This window comes from Micromonospora sp. CMU55-4, from assembly GCF_011602315.1.
Taxonomy (GTDB): Bacteria; Actinomycetota; Actinomycetes; order Mycobacteriales; family Micromonosporaceae; genus Micromonospora; species Micromonospora chalcea.
In genome coordinates, this window is record NZ_JAAOLH010000030.1 from 1 (window position 1) to 25,472 (window position 25,472).

4 protein-coding genes are annotated in these 25,472 nt (G+C 75.4%); all 4 read right to left on the reverse strand.

Going from position 1 to position 25,472, the window contains the following annotated elements:
* Positions 1-893: beta-ketoacyl synthase N-terminal-like domain-containing protein (locus HA073_RS29760; RefSeq protein ID WP_166457830.1), on the reverse strand; the 893-nt coding region annotated here is incomplete at its 3' end.
* A 26-nt stretch (positions 894-919) separates the two neighbouring features.
* Positions 920-23,488, reverse strand: coding sequence for a type I polyketide synthase (locus HA073_RS29765; RefSeq protein WP_166457831.1), 22,569 nt, complete (start codon positions 23,486-23,488; stop codon positions 920-922).
* Positions 23,489-23,813: 325 nt separating this feature from the next.
* Positions 23,814-24,662 (reverse strand): metallophosphoesterase, encoded by an 849-nt coding sequence (locus HA073_RS29770; protein ID WP_043331321.1) that lies wholly within the window; start codon positions 24,660-24,662, stop codon positions 23,814-23,816.
* Between the two features lie 240 nt (positions 24,663-24,902).
* Positions 24,903-25,472: phosphopantetheine-binding protein (locus tag HA073_RS29775; RefSeq protein WP_240926037.1), on the reverse strand; the 570-nt coding region annotated here is incomplete at its 5' end.

Sequence of the window (25,472 nt, forward strand, 5' to 3'; positions counted from 1 at the left end):
CGGATCACGGCGAGGACCGGGTGTCCCTTGCGCTGCGCGTCCGACAGCCGCTCCACCAGCAGGATGCCGACGCCCTCGGACCAGCCGGTGCCGTCGGCGGCGGCGGCGAACGACTTGCAGCGGCCGTCGGGGGCGAGCCCCCGCTGCCGGGAGAAGCCCACGAACGGCCCAGGGGTGGCCATGACGCACACGCCGCCGGCCAGGGCCAGGTCGAAGTCGCCCTGCCGCAGCGCCTGGCACGCCAGGTGCAGGGCGACCAGCGACGACGAGCAGGCGGTGTCCACGGTGACCGCGGGGCCCTCCAGGCCGAGGGCGTACGCGATCCGCCCGGAGACGACGCTGGTGGCCGTACCGGTCAGCAGGTAGCCCTCGTCCGCGCCCTCGGCCTCGCTCTGCGGGCCCATGCCGTAGCCGTTGGCGGCGGTGCCGACGAAGACGCCGACCTTCTGCCCCCGCATCGAGGCGGGCGCGACGCCGGCGTGTTCGAACACCTCCCACGACGTCTCCAGCAGCAGCCGCTGCTGGGGGTCCATCGCCACGGCCTCGCGCGGCGAGATGCCGAAGAACTCCGCGTCGAAGTCGGCCGCGTCGTAGAGGAAGCCGCCCTCGCGGGTGGTGGAGCGGCCGGCCCGGTCGGCGTCCGGGTCGTAGAGGTTGTCCAGGTCCCAGCCCCGGTCCGTCGGGAAGCCGCCGATCGCGTCGCCGCCGGAGGCCACCAGGTCCCAGAGCTGCTCGGGGCTGGCGACGCCACCCGGATAGCGGCAGGACATCGCGACGATGGCGATCGGCTCCCTGGCGGCGGCGGTCAGCTGCTGGTTGAGCTGACGGAGGCGGCCCGTCTCCTTGAGCGACGCGCGAAGCGCCTCGACGACCTTGTCTGCGGACGTAGACATCATGAGCTCCGTACTGGGGACAACGGTCAGGAATCGGTTCCGTCAAGCGCCAGCCTGACGAGGGCGTCGGTGTCGAGGTCGTCGAGGTCCAGGTCCTCGTCGGTGGACTCGTCACCGTCGTCGCCGTCGGTGTCGGCGAGGTTGAGCAGCAGGTCCAGCAGCCCGGCCTCACGGAGGCGGGCCAGCGGGATCGCCGCGAGCGTCTGCCGGACGGCCGCCTCCGCCGGGTCGCCGTCGTCCGCCTGCGCCGCCTCGGGCAGCAGGCCGTCGAGCAGGTTCTCGGCGAGCACGGCCGGGTTCGGGTAGTCGAAGACGAGGGTCGCGGGCAGCGACAGGCCGGTGACGCCGGTCAGTCGGTTGCGCAGCTCGACCGCCGTCAGCGAGTCGAATCCGAGCTCCTTGAACGCCCGCTGCGGCTTGACCCGGTCCGTTCCCGCGTGGCCGAGCACGGCCGAGGCGTGGGTGCGGACCAGGTCGACCATGTGCCGGACCCGCTCGGGGTGGGGCAGGGTGAGCAGGTGCTCCCGCAGGGCGTCGGCGGCACCGCCGGGCTGCTGCTCCACGGCGTGGGCGTGCAGCGCCTCCCGGGCCTCGGCGATGTCGTCGAGCAGCGGCCGGGGGCGGGCCGAGGCGTACGCCGGGGCGAAGACCGCCCAGTCGACATCCACCACGGTCAGCGCCGCCCTGGGCAGGCCGGCGGCGTACCGCATGGCGTGCACGGCGTCGGCCGGCGCCATGGCGGTCAGGCCGCGCCGGGCCAGCATCTGCTGGGCTTCGCCGGTGGCCATGCCGCCGTCGGCCCACGGTCCCCAGGCCACGGACGTCGCCGCCAGGCCCCGGCCGCGCCGCTGCTCGGCGAGCGCGTCCAGGAAGGCGTTGCCGGCGGCGTACGCGGACTGCCCGCCGCTGCCCCACACCCCGGCGATGGAGGAGAAGAGCACGAACGCGTCCAGCGGCCGGTCGCCGAGCAGGGCGTCCAGGTGCAGCGCGCCGGCCACCTTGCCGTCGAGCACGCCCGCGAACGCGGCCAGGTCGGTGTCGGCGATCAGCCCGGACTCGCCGGCGCCCGCCGCGTGCACCACGGCCGTCAGCGGCGCCGGATCCTCGTCGAGGCGGGCCAGCAGCGCCGCCACCTGGTCGCGCTCGGCGACGTCGCAGGCGACGACCGACGCCCGTACGCCCTGGGCGGTCAGCTCCTCGCGCAGCTCCACGGCCCCCGGGGCGTCCCCGCCGCGGCGGCTGGTCAGCACGACGTGCTCCGCCCCGTTGGCCGCCGCCCAGCGGGCTACGTGCGCGCCCAGCGCGCCCGTGCCGCCGGTGACGAGCACGGTGCCGGACGGCCGCCACCGCTGCGCCGTGTCGGGGGCGGCGGGCGCCGAGCGGACCAGGCGACGGACGAACACCCCGGAGGGGCGTACGGCAAGCTGGTCCTCGTCGCCGGCGCCGGTCACCACCCGCGCCAGCCGGTCCCAGGCCGTCGCGTCGGCCTGCTCGGGCAGATCCACCAGCCCGCCCCACAGGTGGGGGTGTTCCAGGCCCGCCACGAGCCCCAGGCCCCAGAGCCCGCTCTGGACGGCAGCGTGCACGGTGTCCCCGTCGCCGGTGCTGACCGCGCCCTGCGTCAGGCACCACAGCCGGGTCGTCGCCCCGGTGTCGTGCAGCGCCTGGAGCAGCAGCAGCGTGGCGGCCGTCCCGACCGGCACGGCCGGGTGGGCGGGGTGCGGCTGGTCGCGGAGGCCGAGCAGGGAGAGCACGCCGGTGACGGGACTGTCGGCCAGCGCGTCGCCCAGCCGCCGGGCGAGGCCCGCCCGGTCGGTGCCGGCCGGGTCGACGGTGAGCCGGACCACGTCGGCGCCGACCTCGGCGAGGGCCTTGGTGACCGCCTCCGCCCGGGTGCCGTCCGCCAGGTCGTCCTGGGCCGTCACGAGCAGCCAAGCGCCGGGCCGCGCCGGGCCGGCGGTGATGTCGGCGCGCTTCCATCCGACGCGGTACGACCATGCGTCCAGGACGGCCCGCTGCGTGCGCGCCCGGTGCCAGGTCGACAGGACCGGCAGGGCCGGGGTGAGGGCGTCCAGGGCGGCGCCGTCGTCGCCGAACTGGGCGGCGAGGGCGCTCAGGTCGCCGCGTTCGACGGCCTTCCAGAAGTCGGCGTCGCCGCCGTCGGTCGCCGTCTGCCGCGGCCGGTTCGCCGGCTCGGGCCAGTACCGCTCCCGCTGGAAGGCGTACGTGGGCAGGTCCACCCGCCGCGCGCCGGTCTCGGCGAACCACTGCGCCCAGGTCACCGGCATCCCGTGCACGTGCAACTCCGCCAGGGCGTGCAGCAACGCCTGCACCTCCGGACGGTCCCGGCGCTGCACAGCCACCGCCAGCACGGCCTCGTCATCAGGCAGCACGTCGGCGGTCATCGCGGTCAGGACGCTCTGCGGCCCGACCTCCAGGAACGTGTCCACACCGGCAGCCCGCAGAGCGGCGATCCCGTCGGCGAAGCGCACCGCCTCGCGCACGTGCCGCACCCAATACTCCGGCGTACGGATCTCATCGCCGGCCAGGGCCCCGGTCACGTTCGACACGACCGACAACAACGGCGCGGCGAACTCCAACCCGTCGAGAACGGCCCGGAAATCAGCGAGCATCGGCTCCATCAACGGACTGTGGAACGCGTGGCTCACCGCGAGCCGACGGGTACGCACCCCCCGATCCCGCCAAACCCGCTCCACCTCATCCAACGCGTCAACGGCACCCGACACCACCACAGCGGCAGGCCCATTAACCGCCGCGATACCAACCCTGCCGGTCAGCCCCGCGAGAGACTCCGCCACCGCAGCCTCGTCGGCCGCCACGGCCAGCATCCCGCCACCGGTCGGCAGCGCCTGCATCAACCGGCCCCGCGCCGCCACCAACTGACACGCATCCGCCAGGGACAACACGCCCGCGACATGCGCCGCCGTCACCTCACCGATCGAATGACCAGCCAGCATGTCGGGCACGATCCCGAACGACTCCACCAGACGGAACAACGCCACCTCGACCGCGAACAACCCGGCCTGCGTGAACACCGTCTGATCCAGCAACTCCGCCTCGGCGGACCCCGACGACGCGAACAGCACCTCCCGCAACGGACACGGCAACAACGGATCCAGATGCCCACACACCTCGTCCAACGCGACGGCGAACACCGGGAACCCGGCGTACAACTCCCGACCCATCCCCGCACGCTGCGCACCCTGACCCGAGAACAGCAGCGCCAACTGGCCGCGCCCGGCGGCAGAACCGGTCACGACAGCCCCCGACGGCTCGCCGGCCGCCACTGCCGCGAGACCCGCCAGCAGCTCGTCCCGGCTCGCCCCGGACACCACTGCCCGGTGCTCCAACGCCGACCGCGACGCCACCGACGACCACGCCACATCCACGCCGCGTGGGGCCTCGTCGACGGCGAGCCACCGCGCCCACCGGCCCGCCTGCCCGGCGAGTGCCGCGGCGTCGCGGGCCGACAGCAGCACCGGCACCACCGGCACCTCGCGGACGACGACCTCCCCCTCAACCACCTCGGCGGGCGGCTGCTCGATGATCACGTGCGCATTCGTGCCGGAAATCCCGAACGACGACACCCCCGCCCGACGCGGCCGACCCACCCGCGGCCACGGCACCGCCTCGGTCGCCAGAGCGACCGCCCCGGCCGTCCAATCGACGTGCGGGGACGCCTCATCCACATGCAGCGTCGCCGGGACGACGCCGTGCCGCATCGCCAACACCATCTTGATCACACCAGCCACACCCGCAGCCGCCTGCGCATGCCCGATGTTCGACTTCACCGACCCGAGCAGCAGCGGCCGATCCTGCGGACGCTCCTGCCCGTACGTCGCCAACAACGCCTGCGCCTCGATCGGGTCACCCAGCGTCGTACCCGTACCGTGCGCCTCCACCACGTCCACATCGGCGGTGGTGAGCCGGGCGTTCGCCAGCGCCTGCCGGATCACCCGCTGCTGCGACGGGCCGTTGGGCGCCGTCAAGCCGTTCGACGCACCGTCCTGGTTCACGGCGCTGCCCCGCACCACCGCCAGGATCCGCCGGCCCTCCCGCTGCGCGTCGGAGAGCCGTTGCACCAGCAGCACACCCACACCCTCGGACCAGCCCGTGCCGTCGGCCGACGCCGCGAACGACCTACACCGGCCGTCGGCCGACAGGCCACGCTGCCGCGAGAACTCCACGAACGTGCCGGGCGTGGCCATCACCGTCACACCACCGGCGAGCGCCAGATCACACTCACCCGACCGCAACGCCTGCACCGCGAGGTGCAGCGCGACCAGCGACGACGAGCACGCCGTGTCGACAGTGACCGCCGGGCCTTCGAGGCCGAAGGTGTACGCGACCCGACCGGACAGCACGCTGCCCGAGTTGCCGGTGCCGATGTAGCCCTCGACCTCGGGCGTCTCCATCAGGCGCGTCGAGTAGTCGTGGTAGATGACGCCCGCGAAGACACCGGTCCGGCTGCCCCGCAGGCCGGACGGGTCCAGGCCCGCCGACTCGAACGTCTCCCAGGACGCCTCCAGCAGCAGCCGGTGCTGCGGGTCCATGGCGAGGGCCTCGCGCGGCGAGACACCGAAGAAGCCGGGGTCGAACTCCGCCGCGCCGTACAGGAAGCCGCCGTGGCGGGTGTACGAGGTGCCGGCGTGGTCGGGGTCCGGGTCGTACAGCGACTCCAGGTCCCAGCCCCGGTCGGCCGGGAACTCCCCGATGCCCTCCCCACCGGTGCTGACCAGCTTCCACAGCTCGTCGGGAGACTCCACCCCGCCGGGGTAGCGGCAGGCCATGCCGACGATCGCGATCGCCTCGTCGGCGTCGCCGGTCGCCGCCTCGTCGGTCGTGACGGTGCCGGGCCGGGTGCCGGCGAGTTCCGCGTACACGTGGGCCGCCAGGACCTGCGGGGACGGGTGGTCGAACACCAGGGTCGAGGTGAGGCGCAGGCCGGTCGCGCCGTTCACCCGGTTGCGCAGCTCGACGGCGGTCAGCGAGTCGAAGCCCAGGTCCTTGAACGCCCGGTCGGCCGGCACCGCCTCGGCGCCGCCGTGCCCGAGGACCTGCGCGACCAGGCCCCGGATCAGCTGGTCGACCTGCGCGAGGCCGTCCTCTGCGCTGAGGCCGGTGAGGCGGTCGGCCCAGCCGCCGGGGGCGCCCTGGCCGGCACGGCGGCGGGTCGTCGCCACGTCGACCAGGTTGCGCAGCATCGGCGGTACGACCTCGCCGGCTGCTGCCGCCCGCAGCGCGGGTACGTCGATCGCGGCCGGCACCAGCGCCGCCCGCTGTGCCCCCACGGCGGCGTCGAAGAGTTCCAGGCCGGTGCGGGCGTTCATCGGTCGGAGTCCGGCGCGTGTCGTACGGGCCCGGTCGTTGCCGCCGATCGACGCGGCCATGCCGGCGGTGTCCCACATGCCCCACGCCAGACTCACCGCAGGCAACCCGAGCTGCCGCCGGTGGACCGCAAGCCCGTCCAGGAACGCGTTGCCCGCCGCGTACGCCGACTGACCCGGCGAACCCAACACACCAGCAACCGACGAGAACACCACGAACAAGTCGAGACCCAGCGACGCCGTCGCCTCATGCAACAACCAACCCGCCGACACCTTCGGCGCCAACACCCTTGCCAGACGCTCCTCGGTGACCCGCTCGATCACCCCGTCATCCAGGACACCGGCGGTGTGCACCACACCCGCCAGCCGACCCCCGGCAACGACCTCCGCCACCAGACCGAACACCTGGTCCCGGTCCGTCACGTCACAGGCGACCACCCGCACCGACGCACCCAACGCGGACAACCGCTCCGACAACTCACCCGCACCCGCAGCCGCCGGACCACGCCGCGACACCAGCACCAGCGACCGCACACCATGCGCCGACACCAGATGCTCCGCCACCAACGCCCCGAGCGCACCCGTACCACCGGTCACCAGCACCGCACCATCACCCACAACCGGCGTCTCCACCGACACCGCAGCGACCGCACGCACCAGACGCGGCACGAACACCGCGCCCGCACGCACCGCGACCTGACCGCCGGCCGGGTCCGCGGCGAAGCGGGCCAGGATGCCCAGCGTGCCGGGGTTGATCGCGTCGTCGACGTCGGCCAGGACGATGCGACCGGGGTGCTCGGACTGCGCGGAGCGCAGCAGGCCCCACACGGCCGCGGCGGCCAGGTCGCTCACCCGGTCCCCGTCGCGGACGGCCAGCGCGCCCCGGGTCACCACCACGAGCTTCGAGTCGGCCAGCGCGTCGACGGCCAGCCACTCCTGCACCAGGCCCAGCACGTCGGCGGTGACAGTGCGTACGGCCTCCGCCGGGTCGCCGTCGTCGGCGGGCGACGCGGCCGGCGTGAAGAGCAGCAGGCGCGGCGGGGCGATGCCGGCGTCGATGGCGGCGCGCAGCTGCCGGATCGTCTCGGCGGAGGGGCCACCGGGGACGCCCGGCAGGGCCGGCCCGCCCAGCACCGCCCAGCCCGACGCGTCGTCGACCGGGTCGGCCTCCTCGGCCTGCCAGGCCACCTCGAACAGGGAGCGCGACGCCGCGTTCGGGGCGGCCACCCCGGTCAGCTCCCGCAGGACGAGGGAGTCCACCGACACCACCGGCGCGCCCGCCTCGTCGCGGGCGGTCAGCCGCACCGCGGAGCCGTTGCGGGTCAACCGCACCCGCAGCAGCCTCGCGCCGGAGGCATGCACCTGTACGCCCTCGAAGGCGAAGGGCACGCGCGGCCCGCCCGTCTCCTCGGCGCCGGGCAGCAGCCCGATCGGGTGCAGGGCGGCGTCCAGCAGCGCCGGGTGCACGCCGAAGCGAGCCGCCTCCGCCGCCGCGTCGTCCGGCAGGACCACCTCGGCGAAGACGTCGTCCTCGCCGGTCCACACCCGGCGCAGCCCCTGGAACGCCGGCCCGTACGACAGGCCGTGTTCGAGGAGCGCCGGGTACCAGCCGGTCAGGTCCACCTCGGTGGCGCCGACGGGCGGCCAGGCGGTCGGCTGCGGTTCGTCGGCCGTGGCCGGTTCCAGCACGCCCTCCGCGTGCCGGGTCCAGCCCGCCTCGGGGTCGTCGTCGGGGCGGGAGTAGACGGCGACGGGGCGCTGCGGCGACTCCGACGCGGACACCCGCACCTGGATCCGTACGGCGCCGGACTCGGGGAGCACCAGCGGCACGAGCACCGTCAGGTCACGCAGTCGCGGCAGGTCCGCCTCGTCGCCGGCGCGGACGGCAAGCTCCACGAGGGCCGTGCCCGGGACCAGCGGCACGCCGGAGACGACGTGGTCGGCCAGCCAGGGGTGGGTGGTCGGGGAGATCCGGCCGGTCAGCACGATCTCGTCGTCGCCGGCCAGGTCCACGGCCGCGCCGAGCAGACCGTGCTCGGCCACGCCGAGGCCGGCGCCGCTGACGTCGCCGGCGCGCAGCCGGCCCACGGCCGGCCAGAAGCGCTGCCGCTGGAACGGGTACGTCGGCAGGTCGACCGGGCGGGTTCCGGCCGGCAGGAGGGCGGTCCAGGTGATCGGCGTGCCGTGCGCGTACAGCTCCGCAAGCGCGTGGACCAGCGACGCCGGCTCCGGTCGGCCGGGGCGCAGGGTCGCCACGACCGCCGCCGCGTCGTCGTCCGGCAGGCAGGCGCCCACCATGCCGGCGAGCACCGCGTCGGGGCCCAGTTCGAGGAAGGTACGGACGTTGCGCTCGCGCAGGCTCGCGATCCCGTCGGCGAAGCGGACGGTCTCGCGTACGTGGCGGACCCAGTAGTCGGGGGTGCCGATCTCGTCGGGGTCGGCGACCTGCCCGGTCAGGTTCGACACGATCGGCAGGACGGGCCAGTGGAACGTCAGCCCGTCGAGCGTCTGCCGGAACTCGGCCAGCATCGGCTCCATGAGCGGGCTGTGGAACGCGTGGCTGACGGTGAGCCGGCGCGTACGCACACCCCGGTCCTTCCAGGCCCGCTCCACCTCGTCGAGGGCCTCGGCGGCGCCGGAGACCACCACGGCGGTGGGGCCGTTCACGGCGGCGACGCCGACCCGGTCGGCGAACGGGACGATCGACTCGGCCACCGCGGCCTCGTCGGCGGCCACGGCGAGCATGCCACCGCCCGCCGGCAGGGCCTGCATGAGCCGACCCCGCGCGGCGACCAGCGCGCACGCGTCAGCCAGGGAGAGCACGCCCGCCACATGCGCCGCCGCGATCTCGCCGATGGAGTGCCCGGCCACCAGGTCCGGCGCGACACCGAACGACTCGATCAGCCGGAACAGGGCCACCTCGACCGCGAACAGGCCCGCCTGGGTGAACACCGTCTGATCCAGCAACTCCGCCCCGGGCGTGCCCGCCCCGGCGAAGAGCACCTCCCGCAACGGACGCGGCAACAACGGATCCAGGTGACCGCACACCTCGTCCAGCGCGGCGGCGAACACCGGGAACGCCCCGTACAACCCGCGACCCATACCGGCGCGCTGCGCGCCCTGGCCGGAGAAGAGGACGGCGGTGCGGCCGCTGCGGGCGATCCCCCGCACGACGGCGGCCGAGGGCTCGTCGTCGGCCAGCGCACCGAGGGCGGCGAGCAGCCCGGCGCGGTCGGCGGGCAGCAGCACGGCGCGGTGCTCGAAGGCGCTGCGGGCGGTGGCGAGGGCCCGGCCCACGTCGGCGATGGTCAGGTCCGGCTCGCCGTCGACGAGGGTCCGCAGCCGGCGCGCCTGCTCGTGCAGGGCGGCGGCGTCGCGGGCCGACAGGACGCAGGCGACGAGGTCGCCCGGGACGCCCGTGGCGGGGGCGGCCTGCGCCGGGGCGGGCTCGGGGGCCTGCTCGACGATGGTGTGCGCGTTGGTGCCGCTGATGCCGAACGACGACACCGCCGCGCGGCGGGGCCGGTCGACGGCGGGCCACGGCCGGGCCTCGGTGAGCAGCGCGACCGACCCGGCCGTCCAGTCGATGTGCGGGGACGGCTTCTCGGCGTGCAGGGTCGGCGGCAGCACGCCGTGCCGCATCGCCAGCACCATCTTGATCACACCGGCGACGCCGGCCGCCGCCTGGGCGTGGCCGATGTTCGACTTGACCGACCCCAGCCACAGCGGACGGTCCTGCGGTCGGCCCTGCCCGTACGTGGCCAGCAGCGCCTGCGCCTCGATCGGGTCGCCGAGGGCGGTGCCGGTGCCGTGCGCCTCGACGGCGTCCACATCGGTGGTGGCGAGCCGGGCGTTGGCGAGCGCCTGCCGGATCACCCGCTGCTGGGCGGGGCCGTTCGGCGCGGTCAGACCGCTGCTGGCGCCGTCCTGGTTGACGGCGCTGCCGCGCACGACGGCGAGCACGCGGTGACCGTTGCGCTGCGCGTCGGAGAGGCGCTCCAGCAGGAGCATGCCGACGCCCTCGGCGAAACCGGTGCCGTCGGCGCCGGCGCCGAACGCCTTGCACCGCCCGTCGGGCGACAGGCCGCGCTGCCGGGAGAACTCGGTGAGCATGCCGGGGGTGGACATGACGCTCACCCCGCCGGCGAGGGCGAGGCGGCACTCGTCCTGCCGCAGCGCCTGGGTGGCCAGGTGCAGCGCCACCAGCGACGACGAGCAGGCGGTGTCGACGGTGACGGCAGGGCCCTCCAGGCCGAACAGGTACGAGATGCGGCCGGAGGCGACGCTGCCGGCGCTGCCGTTGCCGACGTGGCCGTCCAGTTCGTCGGTGCCGCCGGCGGCCTGGGAGGCGTAGTCGTGGTAGATCAGGCCGACGTAGACGCCGGTGCTGCTGCCCCGCGCCGAGTGGGGGTCGATCCCGGCCCGCTCGAAGGCCTCCCAGGAGGTCTCCAGCAGCAGCCGCTGCTGTGGGTCCATCGCCAGGGCCTCGCGGGGCGAGATCCCGAAGAAGGCCGCGTCGAACTGGGCGGCGTCGTGGAGGAAGCCACCCTGCCGTGGTACGGCGCCCGGGTCCTGGCCGTCGGCGCGCAGGTCGTCGAGGTTCCAGCCCCGGTCGGTGGGGAAGGGCGAGATGACGTCGGCTCCGGCGGTGACCACGTCCCAGAGCTGCTCGGGGGTCTGCACGTCGCCGGGGAACCGGCAGGCCATGCCGATGATGGCGATCGGTTCGTCGAGGGCGGCGGCGGTGCCGACCGCGGCGGGCCGGTCCACGACTGCCGCGCCGCCGAGCTCCCGGTCCAGGAACTCGGCGAGCACCACAGGGGTCGGGTAGTCGAACGCCACGGTGGCGGGCAGCCGCAGGCCGGTGGCGGCGGAGAGCCGGTTGCGCAGTTCCACCGAGGTGAGCGAGTCGAAGCCCAGTTCCTTGAAGGCGCGCTGGGCGTCGACGGTCTCCGCCGAGCGGTGCCCGAGCACTGCCGCCACGCCGGCGGCCACCAGGTCGAGCAGGTGGGAGCGCCGCTCCGCCGGGCCGAGCGTCGCCAGCCGGTCGCGTACGGAGGCGGTGTCCGCGAGGCCGCGACCCACCGCGCGCCGGGCCGGGCCTCCCGCACGGACCACGTCCCGCAGCAGGCTGGGCACGTTCTGGCCGGTCGCCCGCGACGCCGGCGGCAGGTTCATGAGGACGAGGTGCGCCGCGCCGCGTTGTCGCGCCAGCTCGTACAGCGCCACGCCCTGCCGGTCGGTCAACGGGGCGCTGGTGGCGCGGATCGCCTTGCGGTGCTCGTTGCCGCCCAGGTGGGCGGTCATGGCGCTGCTGGTCGCCCACAGCCCCCAGGCGAGGCTGGTGGCGGGCAGCCCCTGCTCACGCCGGTGCCGGGCGAGGGCGTCGAGGAACGCGTTCGCCGCCGCGTAGTTGCCCTGCCCCGGCGAGCCGAGGGTGGCCGCCACCGACGAGAACAGCACGAACGCCGACAGGTCCAGGTGCCGCGTGGCCTCGTGCAACGCCCACCCGGCGTCCACCTTCGGCGCCAGCACCGTACGCAGGGCGGACTCGTCCAGCGAACCGATGGTCGCGTCGGCGATCACCCCGGCGGTGTGCACCACGGCGGTCAGCGGGTGCGCCGGGTCCACCAGTTCCAGCAGCCGGGTCACCTGCACGGGGTCGGTCACGTCGGCGGTGCCGGCGGTGACCCGGGCGCCCGCGCGGGTCAGCGCGTCGACCAGCTCCCGGTAGTGCTCGGGGCCACGGCGGGAGGCCAGCAGCAGGTGCCGGGCCTGGCCGGTGGCGACGAGGTGCCGGGCGAACACGCCGGCGAGGGCGCCGCCGGCGCCGGTGACGAGCACGGTGCCGTCCGGGTCGGCGGGGGCGGGCACCCGCAGGACGACCTTGCCGATGTGCCGGGCCTGGCTGATGTGGCGCAGCGCCTGCCGGGCCTGACGCACGTCCCACACCCGTAGCGGCAGCGGGCGCAGCGCGCCGCGTGCGAACAGGTCGAGCAGCTCGGTGAGCATCTCCCCGATGCGCCGGTGCCCGGCCTCGTTGAGGTCGAACGCGCGGTAGGTGACGCCCGGGTGGTCGGCGGCGACGGTTTCGGCGTCGCGTACGTCGGCCTTGCCCATCTCCACGAACCGGCCACCGCGCGGCAGCAGCCGCAGCGACGCGTCCACGAACTCACCGGCGAGGGCGTCGAGCACCACGTCCACCCCGGCACCGCCGGTGGCCGCGCCGAAGACCTGCTCGAACTCGGTGGTCCGCGACGACGCGATCCGCTCCCCGGCAACCCCCAGGCCCCGCAGCACACCCCACTTGCCGGGGCTCGCCGTCGCGTGGACGGTGGCGCCGAGGTGGTGGGCGAGCTGGATGGCGGCCATGCCGACGCCACCGGCGCCGTTGTGGATCAGCACCGACTCGCCGGACCGCAGCCCGGCGAGGTCCCGCAGCGCGTAGTACGCGGTCAGGAACACCACCGGCACGGAGGCGGCCTGCGCGAACGACCAGCCGGCGGGGATCTTCGCCACGAGGTCGCGGGTGGCGATCACCTCGGGGGCGAAGGCCGGCTCGAACATGCCGAGCACCCTGTCGCCGGGGGCCAGGTCGGTCACGCCGGGGCCGACCTCGACCACGACGCCCGCGCCCTCGCTGCCCATCACGGCCGCCGGATCCGGGTACATGCCCAGGCCGATCAGCACGTCGCGGAAGTTCACGCCGGCCGCGCGCACCGCGATGCGCACCTGGCCCGTGTCCAGGGCGGCGGAGGCGGCGGGCACCATGCCGACGCCGTCGAGGGTGCCGGGGCTGACCGCCCCGACCCGCCACAGTCCGTCCGGCGGGACGAGTTCGTCGGCGGCCTGGCCGGCGGGCCGGCCCAGGCGGGGCGTGCGCACCTCGTTGCCGCGTACGGCCACCTGGCCGCCGGTCGGCGAGGGGTTCTCGGCGACGGCGGCGAGCACGGCGAGGGTGGCCGGGGTGAGGTCCCCGTCGACGTCGGCGAGGACGATCCGCCCCGGGTGCTCGGACTGCGCCGAGCGCAGCAGACCCCAGACCGCCGCGCCGGGCAGGTCCCGCACCGCGTCCGCCGGGGTGGCGGCCACCGCCGCCCGGGTCAGCACGACGAGCGTGGTGTCGGCCAGCGCCTCACTGTCCAGCCAGGAGTGCAGCACTGCCAGGACGCGGGCGGTGGCCGTACGGACTTCGTCGGGCAGGTCGCCGTCCGGGGTGCCGGCGGGCACGGGGACCACGAGCGCGCGGGGCGCCTCGACCGTACCGGCCGAGACCGCCGCGGTCAGCTCGCCGACGGTCGGGAACACCGGCGTGACGAGGTCCGCCGGGGCGGGTCCGTCGCCGAGCAGCACCCAGCCGGAGACGTCCCGCGCCGGGGTGACCGTCTCGGCCTGCCACGTCACCTCGAACATCGACCGCTCCGCGGCCTCCGCACCGGTGGCGTCGGTCATCTCCCGCAGGGCGAGCGACTCGACCGACACCACGGGCACGCCGGACTCGTCCCCGGCCACCAGCCGCACGCGCGAGCCCACACGGGTCAGCCGAACCCGCAGCGTCCGGGCGCCGGAGGCGTGCACCTGCACGCCCTCGAACGCGAACGGCACGCGCGGTCCGCCGGAGCGCTCGGCCAGCAGCAGCCCGACGGGGTGCAGGGCGGCGTCCAGCAGCGCCGGGTGCACGGCGAAGCCGCCGGCGTCGCCGGCCGCCTCGTCCGGCAGGGTCACCTCGACGTACGCCTCGTCGCCGGCGGTCCACAGCCGCCGCAGGCCCCGGAACGCCGGTCCGTAGGCCAGGCCGCGCTCCGCGAGCGCCGGGTACCAGCCGGCGAGGTCCACCTCGGTGCCTCCGGCCGGCGGCCAGGAGCCCAGCGCCGGCTCGTCGGTGGCCTGCTCCAGCAGACCGTCGGCGTGCCGCGTCCAGGGGTCCTCAGGGTCGCCGTCGGGCTGCGAGTGCACCGCCACGCTCCGGGTTCCGGAGCCGTCGGCCGCGCCGACGCGCACCTGCACGCGGATCGCGCCCGGGTTCGGCAGCACCAGCGGCGCGGCGACGGTCAGTTCCCGCACCCGGGAGGCGCCGACCTCGTCGCCGGCGCGCACCGCGAGCTCGACGAGGGCCGTGCCCGGCAGCACCACGGCGCCGCCGACCACGTGGTCGGCGAGCCACGGGTGCGTGGACGCCGACAGCCGGCCGGTCAGCACGACCTCGTCGTCGCCGGCGAGGCGCACCGCCGCGCCGAGCAGCCCGTGCCCGGCCGCGCCCAGCCCCGCGCCCGACACGTCGCCGGTGGCGGAGCGGTCGAGCACCGGCCAGAACCGGTCCCGCTGGAAGGCGTACGTGGGCAGGTCGACAGGGGTGGCGCCGGAGCCGGCGAAGACGCGCGACCAGTCGACGGGCACGCCGGCGACGTGCAGCTCGCCGAGGTTGGCCAGTAGCTGACGCGGCCCGTGCCCGTCGCGGCGCAGCGAGCCCACCACCACGCCGCCGTCGGCCTTCCGGTCGAGCGCGTCCTGCACGGCGATCTTGAGTACGGGGTGCGGGCTGACCTCGACGAACGTCCGGAAGCCCCGCTCGATCAGCTGGTCCACGACCGGCGCGAGCCGGACCGGCTCCCGCAGGTTGCGGTACCAGTAGTCGGCGTCGAGCCCGGCGGTGTCGATCGGCTCGCCGGTGACTGTGGAGTGGAAGGGCACGGTGCTGGAGCGGGGGTCCACGGTGCCGAACCGGGCGATCACCTCGTCGCGGATCGGGTCGACGTGGCCGCTGTGCGCCGCGAAGTCGACGGCGATCTGCCGGGCGCGGACGTCGCGCTCGGCACAGTGCGCGAGCAGTTCGGCGACCGACGCCGAGTCGCCGGCGACCACTGTCACGGCGGCGCCGTTGAGGGCGGCGACGGAGAGGCTGCCCCGCCACGGCGCGATGAGCCGCTCGGTGTCGGCGGCCGGGAGCGGCACGGAGACCATGCCGCCGCGACCCGCGATCGACAGCAGGCCGTGGCTGCGCGCCACGACGAGCCGCGCGGCTTCGGCGAGGGTCAACGCGCCGGCGACGCAGGCCGCGGCGAGTTCCCCCTGCGAATGCCCGATGACGGCGGCCGGTTCGACGCCGCACGCGCGCCAGAGATGCGCGAGGGACACCATGACGGAGAAGAGCGCGGGCTGGACCACGTCCACCCGGTCCAGGGGCGGCGCGCCGGGCGCCTGCCGCAGCACGTCCCCCAGGTTCCAGTCGACCAGCCGGGACAGCTCCTCGGCGCACTCGTCCATCCGCTGCCGGAAGACCGGCGAGGTCTCCATCAGGTCCAGCGCCATCGAAGTCCACTGGGAGCCCTGGCCGGGGAAGACGAAGACGACCTTCGACGCGGCGTCCGCGCCCGCCGGGGAGGTGTCGCCGTCGGCGAGGGCGGCCAGCCGGGCGAGCGCGTCGTCCCGGCCGGTGGCCACGACGACCGCGCGGTACGGGTGGTGCGCCCGCTGGGTGGCCAGGGAGAAGCCGAGGTCCCGCGGGTCGAGGTCAGCGTCGCCGGCGAGCCGTTCGCCGAGGCGGGCAGCCTGTGCCCGGAGCGCGCGGGGGCTTCTGCCGGAGACCGGCAGGGGTACGGCGGCGGGCCCGACCAGGCCGGGAACGTGCCCCGCCGGCACGGGCGTCGGGGCTGGCTCGCCGGGTGCCTGCTCGATGACGGTGTGCGCGTTGGTGCCGCTGATGCCGAACGACGACACGGCGGCCCGGCGCGGCCGGTCGACGGCGGGCCACGGCCGGGCCTCGGTGAGCAGGGCGACGGCTCCGGCACTCCAGTCGACGTGGGGCGAGGGCTCGTCCACGTGCAGGGTCGGCGGCAGCACGCCGTGCCGCATCGCCAGCACCATCTTGATCACGCCGGCCACCCCGGCCGCTGCCTGGGAGTGGCCGATGTTCGACTTGATCGAGCCGAGCCAGAGCGGCTCGCCGGCGGCACGGTCCTGGCCGTAGGTGGCCAGCACCGCCTGCGCCTCAATCGGGTCGCCGAGGACGGTGCCGGTGCCGTGCGCCTCGACCGCGTCCACGTCGGCCGGGGCGAGCCGCGCGTTCTCCAGGGCCTGGCGGATGACCCGCTGCTGCGACGGGCCGTTCGGCGCGGTCAGCCCGTTGGACGCGCCGTCCTGGTTCACGGCGGAGCCGCGCAGCACGGCGAGCACCCGGTGCCCGTTGCGCCGGGCGTCGGAGAGGCGCTCCACGAGCAGCATGCCGACGCCCTCGGACCAGCCGGTGCCGTCCGCGCCGGCGGCGAACGCCTTGCACCGCCCGTCCGGGGCGAGGCCGCCCTGCCGGGAGAACTCGGAGAACATGCCGGGCTGCGCCATCAGCGCCACCCCGCCGGCCAGGGCCATGTCGCACTCGCCGCCGCGCAGCGCCTGGGCGGCGAGGTGCAGCGCCACCAGCGACGAGGAGCAGGCGGTGTCGACGGTGACCGCCGGGCCTTCGAGGCCGAACATGTAGGCGACCCGCCCGGAGGCGACGCTGCCCGCCGTGCCGGTCAGCAGGTGCCCCTCGAGGCCGTCCAGGTCGTCGCGTCCGCTGGTGGCGTAGCCGGATGAGGCGGCGCCGACGAAGACGCCGGTGGCGGTGCCGCTGAGGGTGGCGGGGTCGATGCGGGCGTACTCGAAGCTCTCCCAGGCGGTCTCCAGCAGCAGCCGCTGCTGCGGGTCCATGGCGAGGGCCTCACGGGGGCTGATGTTGAAGAAGCCGGCGTCGAAGTCGGCCGCGTCGTAGAGGAAGCCGCCCTGGTGGGTGACGGTGCCGCCGGCCTGGTCGCCGTCCGTGCCGTACAGCCGGTCGAGGTCCCAGCCGCGGTCCGCCGGGAACTCGCCGATGGCGTCGGCCCCGGAGGTGACGAGCTGCCACAGCTGCTCGGGGGTGGCGACGCCGCCGGGGTAGCGGCAGGCCATGCCGATGATGGCGATCGGCTCGTCGGCGTCGGCGGTGACGACCGTACGGACGGTGGCGCCGGCTCCCGTGGCCGGGCCGAGCTGCGCGAACAGGTGCTCGGCCAGCCGGGCCGGGGTGGGATGGTCGAAGGCCAGCGTGGCGGTCAGCCGCAGCCCGGTGGCCGCACCGAGGCGGTTGCGCAGTTCCACCGAGGTCAGCGAGTCGAAGCCCAGGTCCTTGAAGGCGCGGGCGGCGGGGACCGCCTGTGCCGAGGCGTGCCCCAGCACCGTGGCGGCCTGGCCGCAGACCAGGTCGACGAGCGCCTGCCGGGCGTCCGCCTCGGACAGGCCGTCGAGCCGCTCCCGCCACGACGCCCCGGCACTCGGCCGATCGGTGGCGGTGCGGCGCCGGCCGCCGCCGCGCAGCAGGTGCCGCATCAGCGGCGGTACGCCGCTCGCCTCGCCGGTGACGTGGAGGCGGGCCGCGACGAGCACCGGCCGGGCCGCCGGCAGGGCGGCGTCGAAGAGTTCGACGCCCTCGGCCGGGGAGAGCCGGCTCATCCCGACGCGCCGCAGCCGCTGCTGGTCGTCACCGTCGAGGTGGGCGGTCATCGTGCTGTCGGTGGCCCACATGCCCCAGGCGAGGCTGGTGGCGGGCAGCCCCTGCTGCCGGCGGTGCCGGGCGAGGGCGTCGAGGAACGCGTTCGCCGCCGCGTAGTTGCCCTGCCCCGGCGAACCGAGGGTGGCCGCCACCGACGAGAACAGCACGAACGCCGACAGGTCCAGGTGCCGCGTGGCCTCGTGCAACGCCCACCCGGCGTCCACCTTCGGCGCCAGCACCGTACGCAGGGCGGACTCGTCCAGCGAACCGATGGTCGCGTCGGCGATCACCCCGGCGGTGTGCACCACCGCGGTCAGCGGGTACGCCGGGTCGATCCCGGCGACCAGCTCGGTGACCTGCGCGGGGTCGCTGACGTCGACGGCCGCGGCGGTGACGTCGGCGCCCGCGTCGGTCAGTTCCCGGACCAGGGTGGCGTACGCGTCGTCCCGGCCCGGTGCGCGGCGGGAGGCCAGCAGCAGGCGGCGGGCCTGGCCGGTGGCGACGAGGTGCCGCGCGAGCACGCCGGCCAGGGTTCCGGCCGCGCCGGTGAGCAGCACGGTGCCGTCGGGGTCGGCGGGCGCGGGGATGCGCAGCACCACCTTGCCGACGTGGCGGGCCTGGCTGACGTGCCGCAGCGCCTGCCGGGCCTGACGCACGTCCCACACCCGTACGGGCAGCGGACGCAGCGCGCCCCGCGCGAAGAGGTCGAGGATCTCGGTGAGCATCTCGCCGATGCGGGTACTGCCCGCCTCGTTCAGGTCGAACGCGCGGTACGCCACGCCCGGGTGGTCGGCGGCGACCGTCTCCGGGTCGCGTACGTCGGCCTTGCCCATCTCCACGAACCGGCCACCGCGCGGCAGCAGCCGCAGCGACGCGTCCACGAACTCACCGGCCAACGCGTCGAGCACCACGTCCACCCCGGCACCGCCGGTGGCCGCGCCGAAGACCTGCTCGAACTCGGTGGTCCGCGACGACGCGATCCGCTCCCCGGCCACCCCGAGGCCCCGCAGCACACCCCACTTGCCGGGGCTCGCCGTCGCGTGGACGGTGGCGCCGAGGTGGTGGGCGAGCTGGATGGCGGCCATCCCGACGCCACCGGCGCCGTTGTGGATCAGCACCGACTCACCGGACCGCAGCCCGGCGAGGTCCCGCAGCGCGTAGTAGGCCGTCAGGAAGACCAGGGGGACGGACGCCGCCTGGGTGAAGGACCAGCCGGCGGGCATCTTGGCGATGCGCCGGCGATGGGCGACGGCCTGCGGGCTGAACCCGAGTTCGAACATGCCCATCACCCGGTCGCCGGGCACCAGGTCGGTCACGCCGGGGCCGACCTCGACCACGACGCCCGCGCCCTCGCTGCCCATCACGGCCGCCGGATCCGGGTACATGCCCAGGCCGATCAACACGTCGCGGAAGTTCACACCGGCCGCGCGCACGGCGATGCGCACCTGGCCCTCGCCCAGCTCCGCGGGCGTGGCCGGCACCGGCGCGATCCCGTCCAGGGTGCCGCCGGTGACGGGGGCGAGGTGCCACGGGCCGGACGGCGGGGTCAGTTCGTCGCCCACCGGCCGCGCCAGCCTCGGCACGAGGGTGCGCTCGCCGCGCACCGCGAGCTGGCCGCCGGAGACCGACGGGTCGACGGCGGCCCCGGCCAGCACGGCGAGGGTCGCGGGGGTCAGTTCGCCCTCGACGTCGGCGAGGACGATCCGCCCCGGGTGCTCCGACTGCGCCGAGCGCAGCAGGCCCCAGACGGCGGCGGCGGCGAGGTCGGTGACCTGGTCGTCGTCCCCGCTGGCCACCGCGCCCCGGGTCACCACCACGAGCTTCGTGTCGGCCAGCGGCTCGGCGGCGAGCCAGGACCGCAGCACGTCCAGCACACCGCTGGTGGCCGCCCGCACGGCCTCCGGCACGGGGACGCCGGGATCGCCGGCGGGCACCGTCAGCAGCACCTGCCGGGCCGTGGCCCCGTCCGCCGCCAGGGTCGCCACGTCCGCGAAGACCGGCACCTCCGGCAGCGCGTCCGGTGCCGGCCGGCCCAGCACCGCCCACCCCGGAAGGTCGTCGACGCTCTCGATCTGCTCGGCCTGCCAGGTCACCTCGTACAGCGACCGGGCGGCACCGCCCCGGGTCGCCGTCGCGGTCATCTCCCGCAGCACGAGCGAGTCCACCGAGACCACCGGCGCGCCCGAGCCGTCGCAGGCGACCAGCCGCACCCCGGAGCCGTCCCGGGTCAGCCGCACCCGCAGCGTCCGGGCGCCCGAGGCGTGCACCTGCACGCCCTCGAACGCGAACGGCACGCGCGGCCCGCCCGTGGCCTCGGCCTCGAGCAGCAGCGCCACCGGGTGCAGCGCGGCGTCCAGCAGCGCCGGGTGCACCCCGAACGCGCCCGCCTCGCCGGCCGCCCCGTCCGGCAGCGTCACCTCGGCGTACGCCCCACCGTCGGCGGTCCAGGCCCGCCGTACGCCCTGGAACACCGGCCCGTACGACAGGCCGTGCTCGGCCAGCGCCGGATACCAGCCGGTCAGGTCCACCTCGGTCGCGCCCGCCGGCGGCCACTCGCCGAGCCCCGGCTCGTCGGCCGACACCGGTTCGAGCAGGCCGTCGGCGTGCCGCACCCAGTCGGTGTCGTCGTCCTCCTCGGGCTGGGAGTACACGGACACCGTCCGGACGGCGGCGTCGTCGGCAGCGCCGACGCGCACCTGCACGCGTACCGCCCCGGAGTCGGGCAGCACCAGCGGCGCCGCCACGGTCAGCTCCCGTACCCGCGACGCGCCCACCTCGTCGCCGGCGCGGACCGCCAGCTCCACCAGGGCGGTGCCCGGCACCACCACGTTGCCGCCGACCACGTGGTCGGCCAGCCACGGGTGCGTCGACGTCGACAGCCGGCCGGTCAGCACCACCTCGTCGTCGCCGGCGAGCCGCACCGCCGCGCCGAGCAGCGGGTGCCCCGCGACGCCGAGGCCGGCGCCCGACACGTCGCCGACCCGCCACGGCAGCACCTCGGGCCAGAACCGCTCCCGCTGGAAGGCGTACGTGGGCAGGTCGACCCGGGCGGCGCCGGTGTCGGCGAACCACTCCCGCCAGGACACCGGCAACCCGTGCACGTGCAGCTCGGCGAGGGCGTGCAGCAGCGCCTGCGCCTCGGGCCGGTCCCGGCGCTGGGCTGCGACGGCGAGCACGTCGTCGTCGGGCAGCACGTCGGTCGTCATCGCGGTCAGTACGCTCTGCGGGCCGACCTCCAGGAAGGTGTCGACCCCGGCGTCGCGCAGCGCGGCGAGCCCGTCGGCGTAGCGGACCGCCTCGCGGACGTGCCGTACCCAGTAGTCGGGGGTGCGGATCTCGTCGGCGTCGGCGAGCGCACCGGTCAGGTTCGACACGATCGGCAGCGTGGGGGCGGCGAGGTCCAGCCGCTCGACGATGCCGCGGAAGCGCTCCAGCACCGGCTCCATCAGCGGGCTGTGGAACGCGTGACTGACGGCCAACCGGCGGGTACGCACACCCCGGTCGCGCCAGACGCGCTCCACCTCGTCGAGGGCGTCGAGGGCCCCGGAGACCACGACGGAGGTCGGGCCGTTGACGGCCGCGACGCCGACCCGGTCGGTCAGCCCGGCGATCGACTCCGTCACGGCCGCCTCGTCGGCGGCCACGGCGAGCATGCCGCCGCCGTCGGGCAGCGACTGCATGAGCCGGCCCCGCGCCGCCACCAGCAGGCAGGCGTCCTGGAGGGACAGCACCCCGGCCACGTGCGCGGCGGCGATCTCACCGATCGAGTGCCCGCCCACGAAGTCCGGCACCACGCCGAACGACTCCACGAGGCGGAACAGCGCCACCTCGACGGCGAAGAGCCCGGCCTGGGTGAACGCGGTCTGGTCCAGCAGCTCCGCCTCGGCGGAGCCCTCCGGCGCGAACAGCACCTCCTTGAGCGGGCGCGGCAGCACCCGGTCGAGATGCCCGCACGCCTCGTCGAGGGCGGCGGCGAAGACGGGGAACTCGGCGGACAGCTCGCGGCCCATGCCGGTGCGCTGCGCGCCCTGGCCGGAGAAGAGCACCGCCAGCGGACCGCGGTCCCCGGCCTGGCCCGTGACCACGGTGCCCGACGGCGCGCCCGCCGCCAGGGACTCCAGGCCCGTCAGCAGGCCCGCACGGTCCCCGGCGAGCACCACCGCACGCCGGTCGAGCGTCGAGCGGGACACCACCGACGACCAGGCCACATCGAGCGGGCGCGGCTCCTCGTCGTCGCTGAGCCAACGGGCCAGCCGGTCCGCCTGCGCGGCGAGCGCGGCCGGCTGCGCGGCGGAGAGCAGCATGGGCACGACGGCGGGACGGCGGGACGGGGTGGCGTGGTCGCCGGCCGGGTCGGGGGCCGGCGCCTGCTCCAGGATCAGGTGGGCGTTCGTGCCGCTCATGCCGAAGGACGACACGCCAGCCCGGCGGACGTGCTCGCCGCCGGCCCACGGGCGCGCCTCGTCGAGCAGGGCCACGGCACCGGTCGACCAGTCGACGTGCGGTGAGGGCCGGTCCACGTGCAGGGTGGGCGGCAGCACGCCGTGCCGCATCGCCATCACCATCTTGATGACGCCGCCGGCGCCGGCCGCGGCCTGCGGGTGGCCGATGTTCGACTTCAGCGAGCCCAGCCACAGCGGGCGGTCGGCGGGGCGGCCCTGCCCGTACGTGGCCAGCAGCGCCTGCGCCTCGATCGGGTCGCCGAGCCGGGTGCCCGTGCCGTGCGCCTCGACGGCGTCCACGTCGGACGGACTGAGCCGGGCGTTCTCCAGCGCCTGCCGGATCACCCGCTGCTGCGCGGGGCCGTTGGGGGCGGTCAGCCCACTGCTGGCGCCGTCCTGGTTGACGGCGCTGCCCCGGATCACCGCCAGGACGGGGTGCCCGTTGCGCCGGGCGTCGGAGAGCTTCTCGACGAGCAACATGGCGACGCCCTCGGACCAGCCGGTCCCGTCGGCGTCGGCGGAGAACGCCTTGCACCGCCCGTCGGAGGCGAGCCCCCGCTGGCGGGAGAACTCGACGAAGGCGCCCGGCGTGGCCAGCACGGTGACGCCGCCGGCCACGGCGAGGGAGCACTCACCGTCGCGCAGGGCCTGACCGGCGAGGTGCAGGGCGACCAGCGACGAGGAGCAGGCGGTGTCGATGGTGACGGCCGGCCCCTCCAGCCCGAAGGAGTACGCCAGCCGGCCGGACATGACGCTCGCGGCGGTGCCGGTGAGGACGTAGCCCTCCGTGCCCTCGGGCAGTTGCCGCAGCACGGACGTGTAGTCCTGCCCCGCGGTGCCGACGAACACCCCGGTACGGCTGCCCCGCACCGACGCGGCGTCGATGCCGGCCCGCTCGAAGACCTCCCAGGTCACCTCGAGCAGGAGGCGCTGCTGCGGGTCCATGGCCAGCGCCTCGCGCGGCGAGATCCCGAACAGGGTTGGGTCGAACAGACCCGCGTCGCGCAGGAAGCCACCCCGGTTGCTGTACGTGGTGCCGGGGTGGTCGGGGTCGGGGTCGTAGAGCCGGTCGAGGTCCCAGCCCCGGTCGTCGGGGAACGCGCCGGTGGCGTCCACCCCGCCGGCGACGACGTCCCAGAGGTCTTCAGGTGAGGCGACGCCACCGGGGAAACGGCAGGCCATGCCGACGATCGCGATCGGCTCGGCGTCCTCGTCCTCCAGCTCGGTCAGGCGCCGACGCGCCAGGCGGAGCTCGGAGGTCACCCACTTCAGGTGTTCGAGGAGCTTGTCTTCGTCCGCCATGACCCACCCGCCCAGAGCTTGCTATCGATCGGAATCTGCCGATTCGTTGACCACACCACCGCCGGCGGGCCGGCTTCGTGCACAGGTGGGTGCAGACGCGGCCGTTCGGCTCACGAAACCCACACCTGTTCCTGATTCCGGTCGTCGTGCCTGCTCAGGCGCCCGCCACGCCGGACAGTCCCGCCGACACACGCCCGCCACCGTGACTGGACGGTACTGAGCGCCCAACACCCGCCCAACCCCTAGAGAACCCCTGATCGACCGGCCCGCGGGCGGCGTCCCGGCAGGCTCCGGGAGCGGCGGTGACCAGCGCCACGAGGGCCATTCAGGCGGCCGACGGCAGGATGCGGCGCAGCCGGCCGGGGGGCGTCGACCGGCGGCGCCACTCCCGCGGGTAGCCGACCGAGACCTCTTCGAACCGGACCCCGTCGTACCAGGTGGTGCGCGGGATGTGCAGGTGACCGTAGACGGCGACGCGGGCGTCGAAGCGGACGTGCCAGTCGGCAGTGGTCTCGGTGCCGCACCACTGGGCGAACTCCGGGTACCGCAGGATCCGGGTGGGCTCGCGTACGAGCGGGAAGTGGTTGACCAGGACGGTGGGCAGCCCGCCGCGCTCGGCGGTGAGCCGGCGCTCCGTCAGGGCCAGCCGCGCCCGGCACCAGGCGTCCCGCGTCGGGTACGGGTCCGGGTGCAGCAGGATCTCGTCGGTGCAGACCACGCCGACCTCGTGGGCCCGTGCCAGGGCCTGCTCCTTCGTGTACGTCCCCGGGGGCCGGAAGGTGTAGTCGTAGAGCAGGAACAGCGGCGCGATCAGGACCGGGTCGTCGCCCTGCGGGTCCCAGACGGGGTACGGGTCCTCCGGAGTCACCACCCCGAGCCCCCGGCACAGCTCCACCAGGTGCTGGTAGCGCGCGTCCCCCCGCAGCTGGATCGGGTCCTCGCGGGGAGTCCACAGCTCGTGGTTGCCGGGGGCCCAGATGACCTTGGCGAAGCGGCGGCTGAGGAGTCCCAGCGCCCACTCGATGTCGCCGACGAACTCCCCGACGTCGCCGGCGACGACGAGCCAGTCGCCGTCGCGCTCCGGCCGCAGCCGCTCGACGATGGCCTTGTTCTCCGCGTGCACCACGTGCAGGTCGCTGATGGCGAGCAGTTGAGGCAAGCCGGATCCGGCCATGCGGACCTCCCGTCCATCCGGGGTACCGCACGCACCCACATCCGTACCGCTCGCCGCCGGTGGGCAGGGCGAGACGGCCTGGCGTGCTCCGACCCTACGGAGCCGGATCCACACCGGCACACCCCTAGACAGGCTTCGTGGACCCCTAAGGGCGCGCCTGCGCGACGGCGCCGGCCAGGCGTCCGGCGCCGTCGGGTGCCCCTTTTCCCGGCCCGTCCCGCCGGGTCGGGCAGTGTCCGCTCAGGACTTGCCGAACTCCCGCTGGATGATGTCGAAGAGCTCGTCCCGGCTGGCCGACTCCAACTCCTCGGCGGCGGCCGGCGCCGATGCGGTGGCGGCGGGTCGGCCCCGCCACCGGGTCAGCAGGTCCTCCAGCCGACCGACGACCGCGTCGTCGACCTGGTCGCCCGGCAGCCCGCCGAGGAGCTTGTCGAGGCGTTCGATCTCGGCCACGATCGGCAACGCCGGCTGCTCGGGCGCCAACTCGGCCCGCAGGTGACCGGCGAGCGCGTTCGGGGTGGGATGGTCGAAGACGAGGGTGGCGGGCAGTCCGATGCCCGTTGCGGCGGTCAGCCGGTTTCGCAGCTCGACTGCGGTGAGCGAGTCGAAGCCCAGTTCGAGGAAGCCGCGGGCGGGCCTGATCCCGCTCGGCGTGGCGTGTCCCAGCACCGCCGCGGCGGTGCCGCGGACCAGGTCGAGCAGGATGCGGTCGCGCTCCGGCCCGGAGGCGGCGGCGAGCCGCTCGCGCAGCGCCGACGCCGCGCCGCGGTCCTCGCCCTTCGGCGCCTCCTCGGCCGGTGCGGGCTGTGC

What these genes read in the sequence shown, in the direction of transcription:
- HA073_RS29770 (WP_043331321.1), bottom strand. Translation starts at nt 24,662, where the DNA reads ATGGCCGGATCCGGCTTGCCTCAACTGCTCGCCATCAGCGACCTGCAC.
- HA073_RS29765 (WP_166457831.1), bottom strand. Translation starts at nt 23,488, where the DNA reads ATGGCGGACGAAGACAAGCTCCTCGAACACCTGAAGTGGGTGACCTCC.